The organism is Nocardioides sp., from assembly GCF_016462705.1.
Classification (GTDB): domain Bacteria; phylum Actinomycetota; class Actinomycetes; order Propionibacteriales; family Nocardioidaceae; genus Nocardioides.
Map to the genome: position 1 here is coordinate 18,500 of NZ_JAEMSS010000004.1, position 11,557 is coordinate 30,056.

The 11,557-nt window shown below is 72.3% G+C and carries 13 protein-coding genes; 7 read left to right on the plus strand and 6 right to left on the minus strand.

Annotated features, from left to right (window positions below; all coding sequences use genetic code 11):
• Positions 1-13 precede the first annotated feature (13 nt).
• Positions 14-2,191, minus strand: coding sequence for an MMPL family transporter (locus JHD21_RS00965; RefSeq protein WP_292670909.1), 2,178 nt, complete (start codon positions 2,189-2,191; stop codon positions 14-16).
• Positions 2,192-2,304: 113 nt separating this feature from the next.
• Here JHD21_RS00965 and trxA point away from each other — a divergent pair, with 113 nt between their 5' ends.
• Genes trxA through JHD21_RS00990 form a run of 5 tightly spaced genes read left to right on the plus strand, consistent with a single transcriptional unit; the run spans position 2,305 to position 4,434 of the window.
• Positions 2,305-2,658 carry a thioredoxin gene (gene trxA / locus JHD21_RS00970; RefSeq protein ID WP_292670911.1) on the plus strand — a complete coding sequence of 118 codons (354 nt, stop codon included), beginning with the start codon at positions 2,305-2,307 and terminating at the stop codon, positions 2,656-2,658.
• Positions 2,655-3,062, plus strand: a complete 408-nt coding sequence (locus JHD21_RS00975) for a DUF302 domain-containing protein (protein WP_292670912.1) — start codon at positions 2,655-2,657, stop codon at positions 3,060-3,062. Before trxA ends, JHD21_RS00975 begins: the two co-directional genes overlap by 4 nt.
• A complete protein-coding gene (locus tag JHD21_RS00980) occupies positions 3,062-3,325 on the plus strand; it encodes a metal-sensitive transcriptional regulator (RefSeq protein WP_292670914.1) in 264 nt (87 codons plus the stop codon). Before JHD21_RS00975 ends, JHD21_RS00980 begins: the two co-directional genes overlap by 1 nt.
• Positions 3,326-3,384: 59 nt before the next feature.
• Positions 3,385-3,786: a carboxymuconolactone decarboxylase family protein gene (locus JHD21_RS00985; protein ID WP_292670916.1), complete on the plus strand. Its 402-nt coding sequence runs from the start codon at positions 3,385-3,387 to the stop codon at positions 3,784-3,786.
• 21 nt (positions 3,787-3,807) lie between these two features.
• Positions 3,808-4,434 carry a hypothetical protein gene (locus JHD21_RS00990; protein WP_292670918.1) on the plus strand — a complete coding sequence of 209 codons (627 nt, stop codon included), beginning with the start codon at positions 3,808-3,810 and terminating at the stop codon, positions 4,432-4,434.
• Positions 4,435-4,441: 7 nt separating this feature from the next.
• Here the strand turns inward: JHD21_RS00990 and JHD21_RS00995 are convergent, their stop codons facing one another.
• Positions 4,442-5,254, minus strand: a complete 813-nt coding sequence (locus JHD21_RS00995) for a hypothetical protein (protein ID WP_292670920.1) — start codon at positions 5,252-5,254, stop codon at positions 4,442-4,444.
• Between the two features lie 102 nt (positions 5,255-5,356).
• Entirely contained in the window at positions 5,357-6,478 is a 1,122-nt protein-coding gene (gene prfB / locus JHD21_RS01000; RefSeq protein WP_292670922.1) for a peptide chain release factor 2, read from the minus strand.
• A gap of 141 nt (positions 6,479-6,619) precedes the next feature.
• Here prfB and JHD21_RS01005 point away from each other — a divergent pair, with 141 nt between their 5' ends.
• Both JHD21_RS01005 and JHD21_RS01010 read left to right on the plus strand, forming a co-directional pair.
• On the plus strand, positions 6,620-7,699 hold the full coding sequence (locus JHD21_RS01005) for a hypothetical protein (protein ID WP_292670924.1): 1,080 nt from the start codon (positions 6,620-6,622) through the stop codon (positions 7,697-7,699).
• Positions 7,700-7,712: 13 nt separating this feature from the next.
• Positions 7,713-8,372, plus strand: coding sequence for a sortase (locus JHD21_RS01010; protein WP_292670925.1), 660 nt, complete (start codon positions 7,713-7,715; stop codon positions 8,370-8,372).
• A 27-nt stretch (positions 8,373-8,399) separates the two neighbouring features.
• Here the strand turns inward: JHD21_RS01010 and JHD21_RS01015 are convergent, their stop codons facing one another.
• From JHD21_RS01015 to JHD21_RS01025, 3 genes are all read right to left on the minus strand, one after another.
• Positions 8,400-8,900 carry a CAP domain-containing protein gene (locus JHD21_RS01015; protein ID WP_292670926.1) on the minus strand — a complete coding sequence of 167 codons (501 nt, stop codon included), beginning with the start codon at positions 8,898-8,900 and terminating at the stop codon, positions 8,400-8,402.
• A gap of 59 nt (positions 8,901-8,959) precedes the next feature.
• Positions 8,960-10,501 carry a hypothetical protein gene (locus JHD21_RS01020; RefSeq protein ID WP_292670927.1) on the minus strand — a complete coding sequence of 514 codons (1,542 nt, stop codon included), beginning with the start codon at positions 10,499-10,501 and terminating at the stop codon, positions 8,960-8,962.
• A gap of 121 nt (positions 10,502-10,622) precedes the next feature.
• Positions 10,623-11,557 (minus strand): hypothetical protein (locus JHD21_RS01025; RefSeq protein ID WP_292670928.1); only part of this gene is annotated, 935 nt, incomplete at its 5' end.

The window sequence follows — 11,557 nt, forward strand, 5'->3', positions numbered from 1 at the left end:
GGCTGGACGGGGTCTAGCCGTGCGAGAAGCGGATGTCGGGCAGGGCCTTCTGCAGCCAGCCGGGCACCCACCAGGCCGCGTTGCCGGTCAGCCGCAGCAGCACGGGGAGCAGGACGAGGCGGACCAGGAAGGCGTCGAGGAACACCGCGATCCCGAGCACGATCCCCATCTCCTTGGGCGGGAGCGGGCCGGAGAGGGCGAAGGTGAAGAACACCGCCACCATCACCGCACCGGCAGCGAAGATGACCCGGCCGGAGTGGGCGACCGCCCCGACCATCGCCTCCCGTGGGTCGCCGGACCGTTCGTAGTGCTCCTTGGCCGACGCCAGCAGGAACACCGTGTAGTCCATCGCGATCGCGAAGATCATCGCGAAGAAGAACACCGGCGCCCAGGCGTCCAGGAAGCCCTGCGACTCGAAGCCCAGCACGCCCGAGCCCCAGCCCTCCTGGAAGACCAGCCGGGCGACGCCGAAGGCGGCTGCCGTCGACAGCAGGCTGACCAGCGTGCCCAGGAAGGCGATCAGCGGTGCCCGCAGGGCGACCAGCAGCAGCAGGAAGCCGAGGAGCAGCACCACCGCGATGACCAGCGGGGTGGACTCGTCGAGCTGGGACTTGAGGTCGAGGTTCTCCACGGCGGCCCCGCCGACCTGGGCGGTGGACGGCAGGTCCTGGCGGAGCCGGTCGACGGTGTCGGCCAGCGCCGGGTCGGAGGGGTCGACGGTGGGCACGGCCGAGACCAGCACGAGCCCGCTGTCGTCGGGCGCCGGCATCGCCGGCATGACGCCGCCGATGCCGTCGTCCGCGGTCAGCACCGCGACGGTCCGGTCGGCCTGGTCGGCCTCGGCGATCACCTGGAGCGTGCCGGGCGCACCGGCGCCGAACTCCTCGGCGACCAGGTCGTAGCCGACCCGCGCCGACGACTCCTCGGGCAGCACCTTGATCGACGGCATCGACGTGCGCAGCCCCACGATGGGTGCGGCCAGCAGCACCAGGGCGACCACGGCCACCGCGCCGTAGGCGACCGGCCGCTTCCAGAGCCGCTCGCCCCAGGCGGCGAACCTCGGGGACCGGTGCTCGCCGGCGTGCACCCAGGGCAGCGAGCCCCAGTTGACCCGCTCGTCCAGGGCCGCCAGCACGACCGGCAGCAGGGTGAGGGTGGCAGCGAGCACGAAGATGACGGCCAGCATGATGCCGCCCGCCATCGAGCGGAACGCCGGCGACGGGACCAGCATGACCGCCGAGAGCGACACCAGCACGGTCAGGCCGGAGAGCAGCACCGCCTTGCCCGCCGTGTCCATGGCCTCCGCGATCGCGTGGTGCGGGTCCTCGTGGGCGCCCAGCCGGGCCGCGCGGTAACGCTGCACGATGAACAGGGCGTAGTCGATGCCGAGGGCGAGGGCGAACATCATCGCGAAGTTCATCGCCCAGATGGACACCGGGACGACCTGGTTGATCAGGACCAGCGACCCGGCCGAGGCGACCAGGCCGGCCAGGGTCAGCACCAGCGGCAGACCGGCGGCGAGCAGGGCGCCGAAGGCGAGGACGAGGATCACCAGCGTGACCGGCCACGACACCATCTCGGACTTGAGCATCGCGTCCAGGTTGGCCTCGTTGAAGTCCGACCAGAGCATCGACGCACCCGTCGGGCGCACGGTGATGTCACCCGCGGACAGCTCCTGCAGGGCCTCCTTGTGGTCGTTCGCCACCCGCACCATGTCGTTGGTGTCGGAGCCGGCCCCCGCCAGCAGGACCGCGGTGTGGCCGTCCTCGCTGAGGGAGGCCCCCGGCTGTGGCGGGATCACCTCTCCCACGCGCGGGTCGGCCTCGAGGATGGCCGTGGCCTCGGCGATCGCCGCGCCCCCGTCGCCCGAGAGCACGTCGCCGCCGGGGTCGTTGACGACCACCTGGATGGCCGAGCTGGCGTTGCCGCCGAAGTGGTCGACGGCCAGCTCCCGCACCGCGACCGACTCCGACCCGTCGGCCTGCCAGCCGGCGCCGGACAGCTCGGACTCCACCCGAGGGGCGAAGATCCCGAGCCCGACGACGACCAGGGCCCAGGCGATCAAGGTCAGTCGCCGGCGCCGGGCGACGGCGAGCCCGAGCCTGCCGAGCACCCCGTAGCTGGTGAGCTCGGGCAGCGGCGGGGTGCTCGCGGCCGATGCGGACGCGGTGTTGGTCGCCGGGTTGGTCATGGCATGACTCCGTCTGTCGGTTGGCTGCTCGTCCAGGGGAATTCTGGATCCCCCTGGGGGGTTATCCCCCCGTGGGGTTAGAATGCCACCATCCACCAACAAGGAGGAAATCGATGAGCACCATCGACCTGACCGCCGAGTCCTTCGAGCGGACCATCACCGAGCACGAGATCGTGCTCGTGGACTTCTGGGCGTCCTGGTGCGGACCGTGCCGGATGTTCGCGCCCATCTACGAGGCCGCGTCCGAGGCACACCCGGAGGTCACGTTCGCCTCGGTCGACACCGAGGCCGAGCGAGAGCTGGCGGCGGCCGCACAGATCAGCTCGATCCCGACGCTGATGGCGTTCAAGGGCGGGCACCTGGTGTTCTCCCAGGCCGGTGCACTGCCGGCCCCGGCGCTCGAGCAGCTGATCGACGGCATCAAGGCCCTGGACGTCGAGGCCGCGACCAGCGGCAGCGCGTCATGAGCGACTACACGATGACCGTCACCCTGGACCGCGCGTACGACGACGTCGTGCCGCTGGTCCGGGACGCCCTGGCCGAGCAGGGGTTCGGCGTCCTCACCGAGATCGACGTCCGCGCCACGCTGAAGGCCAAGCTGGACGTCGACGTCCCCGCGCAGGTCATCCTCGGGGCGTGCCGTCCGCAGCTGGCGCACCAGGCGCTCGAGGCGACGCCCTCGCTCGGCGCTCTGCTGCCGTGCAACGTCGTCGTCCGCACCGAGCCGGACGGCCGCACCGCGGTCGAGGTCATCGACCCCGAGGCCATGGCCCGGCTGGAGGACTCGCCCGTGATCCGTGAGGTCGCCGACGAGGCGCGCACCCGCCTGCGCGCCGCCCTGGACGCGCTCGAGCCGGTGGAGGTGGCCTGATGGAGCTCGAGCCCGACGACATCCGCCCGCTGATCAACCGGGCCAAGCGTGCGCACGGCCACCTGGCGAAGGTGATCTCCATGATGGAGGAGGGCACGGAGTGCGAGGACGTGATCACCCAGCTGTCCGCCGTCCTCAAGGCCCTCGAGAAGACCGGCTTCGGCATCGTCGCCACCGGCCTCCAGCAGTGCATCGCCGCCGGCGACGGCCCCGACAGCGTCGACGTCAAGAAGATGGAGAAGCTCTTCCTCGGCCTGGCCTGACCGCTCCCGACCCCCCTCGACCACCCCTCGACCACCCCAGCACCTCCAGGAGGCTGCACATGACCACCACCGCCCTCGAGCCCGTCTCACCGCACGGCAAGCAGGTCCTCGACGACCTGTCACCCCTGCACCGCCAGCTCCGTCGCGCCGTGCCCGACGTCTACGCCGGGTTCGGTGAGCTGCACAAGGCGGCGTTCGCGGCCGGCGCCCTCGACACCCGCACCAAGGAGCTGATCGCCCTGGCCATCGGCGTCGTCGAGGGCTGCGACGGGTGCATCGCCTCCCACGCCCAGGCCGCGGCCAAGGCCGGCGCGACTCGCCAGGAGGCCGCCGAGGCGATCGGCGTGACCTTCCTGATGAAGGGCGGCCCGGCCACGATCTACGGCCCCCGGGCCTACGACGCGTTCTGCGAGTTCGCCCCGGACCAGGCCGCGGAGGACGCTGGCACCAGCGTCGCCTGACCCGCTCCCTAGGCTGGCCGGATGCGTCGCCCGGTCCTGGTTGCCCTGCTCGCCCTGGTAGTCACGGGCGCCGGGGTGACCGCCGGGACGCTGCTCCTCGACAGCGACGAGCGCCCCTCCGGGCCCTCCGCGTTCGCCACGACCCCGTTGGCGACCTTCGACACCAGCACCCTGACGGTGCCCCGGGCGTCGTTCTGCGACGCGGTCGACCCGCGCCAGGTCGAGGCGGCCCTGGGCGGCGAGCCGGCCGACACGGCGTCGTACGAGAACGGCGACGAGGTCGCCCTGGCCGACGGGGTGACCGACGTGGCGCACGAGTTCGGCTGCGCCTGGACGGGCGCCGAGGGCGACCAGGCGCGCGCCTGGGTGTTCGCCCCTCCGGTCGACCGGGGCCGGGCGAAGCGGCTGGTGCGCGACGCGGAGCGGACCGAGGGCTGCGACGCCTCCCCCACGCCGCCGTACGGCGCCCCGTCCGTCGGCCTCACCTGCGCGGACTCCGACGGGGTGCGGGCGTCCTACCAGGGCCTGTTCGGTGACGCCTGGCTCACCTGCGAGCTGTCCGCCCCCGACCCCGGCACCGACCGGGCAGCACTGGTCGAGCGCGCCGGCGCCTGGTGCGTGGGCGTGGCCCTGGGGGCGAGCGGCTGAGCCGCGGTCAGTCGGCCGCGGCGAGCTTGGCCATCCGGGCTGAGTAGTCCAGGAGTGCCGCGACCAGGCCCGACGCGATCGCCTGCGTCGAGCTGGGGTTGGGGGCCAGGTCCACCCGCACGACGACCGTCCCCCGGCGGCCGCCGCACAGCCAGTACTGGTCGGCGACCACGGAGAAGCCGTCGGCGTCGCCGGTCGAGCCGCCCAGGCCGGCGTACTGCTCCTCGGCCTGCGCGAGCAGCTCCTCGGCCCGCGCCGTGGCCTCGTCCTCCGTGCGGTAGACCTCGATCCAGGCGTACGCCGCCAGGTCGGCGAGCCCGGGCTGGGCGCCCGAGTTCGTCAGCGTGACCTCGACCGCACCGACCCGCTGAGCCGCGCCCGGATCGCCGATACCGGCGTCGGCCAGACCGGACACAGCGAAAGGAGCCGGCAGCGGCTCGGTGAACGGGCCGTCACCCAGCAGCTGCACCAGGTAGTCCGCATTGACCGCAGGCTGGGGGCCCGGCCCCGGCGGCTCCGGGTCGGAGTCCGAGGTCACCACGAGCGGGAGCACGCCGGCGGCGGCGACGAAGGTCGTGGCGACCAGCGCGGTGCGCGCTCGCCACGACGTCGGTAGCAGCGCCGCGACACCGGCGATCGCCAGGCTGGCGCCGATGAGCAGGACCACCTGCCAGCGTGACGAGCCGACGCCGAGCCACAGCAGCACGACGAAGCCGGCCGCGACGAGGCCGGCGACGACGAGACCTACGAGGCGCCCACGACCGACGCCGTCCGCTGGCGTCTCCGCGGACGTCGCGGACACCTCCGTGCCGACAGCCATGGACCCTCCTCGAGTGCGGACAGCCCGTCAGGGCGATCGTCACGCGCGAGCAGGGCCGCCGGGAGGGTCCTCAGGCCCGGGCGGCGAAGGCGAAGGTCCGGATCAGCCGGCGGCAGCGGCCTTCTCGGCGCCGCGGCGCCAGCGGATACCGGCCTCGAGGAACCCGTCGAGGTCCCCGTCGAAGACCGCCGACGGGTTGCCGACCTCGTAGCCGGTGCGCAGGTCCTTCACGACCTGGTACGGGTTGAGGACGTAGTTGCGCATCTGGTCGCCCCAGCTGGCCTGGACGTCGCCCTTGAGCTCCTTCATCTGGGCGGCCTCCTCGGCCTTCTTCATGGCCAGCAGCTTGGCCTTGAGGATGATCATCGCGCTGGCCTTGTTCTGCAGCTGGCTCTTCTCGTTCTGGCAGCTGACGACCGTGCCGGTCGGGATGTGGGTGAGCCGGACGGCGGAGTCGGTGGTGTTGACCGACTGGCCCCCGGGACCCGACGAACGGTAGACGTCGACCCGGATCTCCTCGTCGGGGATCTCGATGTCGTCGGTCTGCTCGAGCAGCGGGACGACCTCGACGGCGGCGAACGACGTCTGCCGCCGGCCCTGGTTGTCGAAGGGGCTGATCCTGACCAGCCGGTGGGTGCCCGCCTCGACCGACAGGGTGCCGTAGGCGTACGGCGCGTGGATGGCGAAGGTCGCCGACTTGAGGCCGGCCTCCTCGGCGTACGAGGTGTCGAAGACCTCGACCGGGTAGGAGTGCTGCTCGGCCCAGCGCATGTACATCCGCAGCAGCATCTCGGCGAAGTCCGCGGCGTCGACACCACCCGCTCCGGACCGGATGGTGATCAGGGCCTCGCGGACGTCGTACTCACCGGAGAGCAGGGTGCGGACCTCGAGCGCCTCGACGGTCTTCTGGATCCGGGCGAGCTCGGTCTCGGCCTCGGCCAGCGAGGCGGCGTCGCCCTCGTCGCGGCTCAGCTCGACCATGATCTCGAGGTCCTCGATGCGCTGGGCCAGCTCGCTCACGCGGTCGACCTCACCCTGGAGGGCCGAGAGGCGCCCGGTCACCCGGGTGGCGTTGTCCTGGTCGTCCCACAGGTCCGGTGCGGCGACCTGCTCGCCCAGGTCGGCGATCTCGGCGCGCATGGCGTCGAGGTCGAGCACCTGCTCGATGGTGTGCATGGTCGCCTGGAGCTGCTTGATCTGCGCGTCGAAGTCCGGTCCTGCCACAAGGGTCAAGCCTACGGGGTGGCCGGCGCCCGCTCCCGTCGGTGGCGAAGACGGAGGTTTGGACCGCGATCGGGCGTGGAATACCCCATCCCGTATCACAGCGGCTCGGGGGGACCGCATCACAGGAAGAGGCACAACACCATGACGCGCACGGGGCTCCACATCCGACGGACCCTTGCCACGACGGTCGCCCTGGCCCTGGGGGGATGGGTGGCGCTGGCGCTGCCCGCGGCGGCGGACCACGGCAACGGGAACGGCAACAGCAACGGCAACGCACACACCGGCTCGCAGGGTCCGGACGGCAATGCTTCGGACAACGCCAAGGACCCGAAGGGACCCAAGGGGCCCAAGGACCCGAAGGGACCCAAGGACCCGAAGGACCCGAAGGGACCGCACGGCAACAACGGGAACCACGACGGCCAGCAGGGCGACCACCAGGGCTCCGGCCAGGGTCAGGGCGCCGGCGCGTCCGGCGGCTCCGCCGTGGGGGCGCCCGGTGACCCGGCAGGCAACAACGGCACCGTGAAGATCACCCCGCACCTGGAGGACGACGGCATCCCCCAGAACACGCCGCACGTGTCGTGCGTCGTCGACATCGAGTGGTACGGCTTCGACGAGGGCGCCGACATCGTCTCGACCGTCGAGTTCGCCATGCAGGCCCCGACGAGCGACGTCCTGCTCTCCGGCACCGAGCCGGCGCAGGTCTTCGTCGGCGGCGACCCGGCCAGCGGCGCCGGGACCGACAGCGGTTTCGACGGGGAGGCCACCTACACGCTGGGGTTCACGGGTGAGCCCCACCCGCAGCAGGGCTACCACGTGAAGCTGACCGTCCACACCCCCGGGTCACAGGGAGCCGACACCAAGCACAAGGTGTTCTGGGTGCAGCCGTGCACTGGCTCGGGCTCGGAGACGCTGACCTCCGAGGGTCGGCCCGCTGTCGTGGGTGACGAGGCGCAGGTCGGCCTCGACACCCAGGCCGGCGAGCTGGAGTCGACCGAGTCCGGCGTCCTGGGCATCCAGGCCACCGCGGACGACGCGACGGTGGCCGGCGAGTCCCGGACCGGCGGCGCGCCCGCGGTCGACGTTCCCAACCAGGTGGCCGCCGGCGCGGAGGGCTCCCCCGCCCACGACCTGGTCACCTCGCCCTGGGCGCTGCTGGCGGTGGCGCTCGGTCTGCTCCTCGGCGGCGCGGCGCTGGTCGCGCGGCGCCGGGCAGCCTGACCGCGACGCGCTGATGGGCACCGGTCGTGGTCGCGCCTCCGCATGGCTGGCCGCGATCGGTGCCCTGCTCGTCGTCGCCGGCCTCGTGGCCGCTCTCCTCGTCACCCGCTCTCCCACGCCGGGGCCGGTCACGGCCTCACCCGTGCCGGCCGGCGACGCGGGATCCGGCTCCCCGCCTCGCGCCGGGGTCCCCGGCACGGACTCGACACCGCGGCCCGTCCTCGCCGAGCGGACACCGGGCGCCCCGCGGCGGGTGGTGATCCCGGCCCTCGAGGTGTCCGCACCCGTGCTGCCCGTCCAGGCGCCGAACGACACGCTGATCCCGCCCGCCGACGCCGAGCAGCTGGGTTGGTGGGCTGACGGCGCCCGGCCGGGAGCCGCCCGCGGGAGTGCCCTGATCGCCGGACACACGGTCCACACCGGCGGTGGCGCTCTGCACGACCTCGAGACGCTCACTCCCGGGCAGCCCATCCTGGTCCGCACGGACCGCGGCCGCGTCACCTACGAGGTCGCCCGCGTGCGCACCTACAGCAAGGGGCGTCTCGCGCGCGATGCCGAGCGGATCTTCAGCCAGGACGTTCCCGGTCGCCTGGTCCTCATCACCTGTGAGGACTGGGACGGTTCCCAGTTCCTGTCCAACGTGGTGGTGGTCGCCAGCGCCACCGCGGCCTGAGCCGGGCGAGCAGGCCGACCGGGACCCTCAGAGCGAGGTGCCGAACACCTGCGCGACGTACCACTTCCCGTCGTGGCCCTTGCGAGCCCCCAGCCCCATGACGCGGTAGACGGGGTTCAGGATGTTGAGTCGGTGTCCCGGGGAGCTCATCCAGCCGTCGTTGACGACGGAGCGCCCGTTCGGATAGCCGTAGGCCACGTTCTCGCCTGCCGCGACGAGACCGCACTCGGCGAGGACCGGAGCGAGATCCTGGTGGAACATCCGCTCCTGCTGAGCCATCTTCCTGGCCTGCCGAGCGGCGAACCTCTGCACGCAGTCGCCACGCCTGACCGCACTGATCCCGCGGGACGTTCGCTGCGCGTTCGTGGCCTTGCGCGCCTGCCGCTGGTACTTCGCCTGCGGCGACTTCTTCTCGGTCGTCGTCTCGACTCGCTTCTCAGCCGGGCGAGCCTCGACCGGGGCTGCCGTCCCGGCGGCAACTGCCCCCATGCAGGCGAGCGCCGAGACGGCAGCGGTCAGTCGTCGCACGGTTCCACGGTACGACGGAGCGTCAGGACGTGCAGAAGATCCGGGGAGAGCCGCCCCTCTCAGCTCTTGCGCTTGACCTTGAACTTGTAGGTCGCCGGGGTCGGGTCGACCAGGCCCGAGTCGCTGACCGCGCGCACCTGCATCGTGTGCTTGCCGAGCTTGGCCTTGAAGGTCAACGGCGACGTGCAGGGCTTGAACGCCGCGCCGTCCAGCGAGCACTCGAAGCCGCCTGCTGCGGTCGAGGTGAACGCGAAGGTCACCTTGGCCCGCTTCTTCTTGGTCAGCACCTTCTTCTTCGGCGTCCCGGTCAGCGTCGTGTCCGGCTCCACGACCGTGAACGACCTGGTGGCCGGTGTCTCGTCGACGTTGCCGGACGGGTCGGTGGCCCGGGCCTGCAGGGTGTGGGCACCCAGTCCCAGCGTCGCCGTGGTGAACGGCGTCGCGCACGGGGCGAACGCGCCCGCGTCCACGCGGCACTCGAACGTCACGCCGGTCTCGTCCGAGGCGAGCCCGAAGGTCGGCGTCGCGTCCGTGGTCGACGCGTCCGGGCCACTCGCGATGCTCGTGTCCGGCGGGTCGCACTCCAGCGCCGTCACCCGCTCGTCGGCACCGATGTCCACCAGCTCCGGGCAGGCAGCGGTACCCCGGGCCGCACGGGGGTCGCCCTCGAAGTCCGCGCTGCCGTTGGCCGGGTCCGCCACACCGGCGTCGATGGTCGGCGAGCCCCCGGCCTGGCGGAAGTCACCGTTCGCGGCCTCCACGAACACCGGCGCCGCCGTCTGGTTCGTCCCGCTGCCCGGGTCGGTGACGCTGCCGAAGCCGCCTCCTGTGGAGAGCTCCGTCTCCTCGGCGTAGTTCGAGTTGGTCAGCGTGATCTGCACGGACGCGCCGTTGTCCCCGGCCGCCCGGACGTCGGCGGCCGGGCTGCTGGCGATCACGTTCTTGGCGTCGATGATCACGTTGATGCCGGTCCCGTTGAAGTCGAAGCTCAGGCCTCCGGCCACGCCGACGGCGGTGACGTTGCGCAGCGTGATGGTGCGGGTGCTGGCCGGGAAGCCGGCGTTCGAGCCCATGCCCCGGGAGTTGGTGGCCGTGGCCCAGCACACCGAGTCGCGCCAGGTGCTCGTGGCGGTCGCCGCGCAGGCGAAGCCACCGACGGCGGTCATCTTCGACGTGACCCGCTCGACCACCGCGCCCGCGGTGTTGGTCCACAGCCCCGGCCCGTTGGTGTTGTGGACGAGGTCCAGGTCGCGCACGGTGGCGGCGGCGCCCACGGTCACCGAGCCGGCCGTGGTGATCTTCGGTCGCGGCTGGCCGGCCTGACCGTGCAGCGTGATCGCCTTGTCCACGCTCAGCGTCGTCACGTTGTAGTCACCCGGCGTGACCACCACCTCGTCACCGGCCTGCACCGACGCGTGCTCGACCGCGGTCTCGAGGTCACACGGGGCGACCTGGCTGCACACGGTCGGGTCACCCGTGCCGGTGGGCGAGGCCCAGCGCACGGCCGCGGCCGCGGCGGGCGACGCCGTGGTCACAGCGTGCAGGGCGGACAGGACCAGGGCACCGAGGGCGAGCTTGGGAGCCAGCAGCGAGGACTTCACAAGCGCGGGAGTCAACCAGCGCCCGGCTCGCAGTGTCCATGGGCTTTTCGGGCCATCCGGGCATAGGCAACCCCCTGCCCGATGGGTGGCAGGGGGTTGCCCGCGGTGGGGGGTGGAACGCCTAGCCCTGCCGGCGCGCGGCCGCCTTCGGGTTCGACGGGTACGACGCCCAGTTGCTCGGGTCGGAGCCCCCGGCGATCTCGCGCCCGTCGTTGGTGCCGCCCCGGTCGGTGTCGAAGTGGGTCGGGTCCGACTTGTGCCGGCCGTGCGCCTTGTTCGCCGAGCCCTTGATCTCGACCTTGTCCTTGACGCCGTCCCGGTCGGTGTCGGCCTTCACCGGGTTGGTGACCCGCCGCCCGATGACGTAGGACTCACCCGGAGCCGTCGCCACCCGCTGCGTGATCTTCGACCCCTTGACCTCGCGGTCGTCCCGCAGGCCGTCCCGGTCGGTGTCGCGGGCACAGGGATTGGGCCTGACCAGCCCGATCCGCTTGCCGGACGGCTTGGTCTTGGTCATCACCTTCTGGGCGAGGGTGATCCCCGCGATCTCCGTGCCGTCGGCGAGCTCGTCACCGTCGGTGTCCCCCTGCCTCGGGTTGGTCCGGCAGGACGGGTAGAGACCGGCCGGGCCGCGCACCTCGGCGCCGTCGGACAGCCCGTCACCGTCGGTGTCGGGGTTGCCCGGCTGGGTTCCGTGCGTGGTCTCCTGGCTGTTGGTCAGGCCGTCGCCGTCCGTGTCCGGGTCGACCGGCACGTCGTCGGCGCCGTTGAGCGGGTTGGTCCCGTTGGTGACCTCGGCGCCGTCGCTGACCCCGCCGTCGTCGGTGTCCGGGTCGAGCGGGTTGGTGCCGTGGGTCTCGACCTCGGCCCCGTCGGACAACCCGTCGTTGTCGGTGTCGGGGTCGTTCGGGTCGGTCCCGAGCTCGCCCTCCTCGGCGTCGGTCAGGCCGTCACCGTCGGTGTCCTCGACCGGCGGAAGGTCGTCGCTGCCGACCAGCGGGTCGGTGCCGTTGTCGACCTCGGCGCCGTCGGTGACGCCACCGTCGTCGGTGTCCG

Excerpts from the sequence above, each read along its gene's own strand:
- JHD21_RS01010 (WP_292670925.1), top strand. The coding sequence starts at position 7,713 with ATGGGCACCGGTCGTGGTCGCGCCTCCGCATGGCTGGCCGCGATCGGT.
- JHD21_RS00975 (WP_292670912.1), top strand. The coding sequence starts at position 2,655 with ATGAGCGACTACACGATGACCGTCACCCTGGACCGCGCGTACGACGAC.
- JHD21_RS00980 (WP_292670914.1), top strand. The coding sequence starts at position 3,062 with ATGGAGCTCGAGCCCGACGACATCCGCCCGCTGATCAACCGGGCCAAG.
- JHD21_RS00985 (WP_292670916.1), top strand. The coding sequence starts at position 3,385 with ATGACCACCACCGCCCTCGAGCCCGTCTCACCGCACGGCAAGCAGGTC.
- JHD21_RS00995 (WP_292670920.1), bottom strand. The coding sequence starts at position 5,254 with ATGGCTGTCGGCACGGAGGTGTCCGCGACGTCCGCGGAGACGCCAGCG.
- trxA (WP_292670911.1), top strand. The coding sequence starts at position 2,305 with ATGAGCACCATCGACCTGACCGCCGAGTCCTTCGAGCGGACCATCACC.
- JHD21_RS01005 (WP_292670924.1), top strand. The coding sequence starts at position 6,620 with ATGACGCGCACGGGGCTCCACATCCGACGGACCCTTGCCACGACGGTC.
- JHD21_RS00990 (WP_292670918.1), top strand. The coding sequence starts at position 3,808 with ATGCGTCGCCCGGTCCTGGTTGCCCTGCTCGCCCTGGTAGTCACGGGC.
- JHD21_RS00965 (WP_292670909.1), bottom strand. The coding sequence starts at position 2,191 with ATGACCAACCCGGCGACCAACACCGCGTCCGCATCGGCCGCGAGCACC.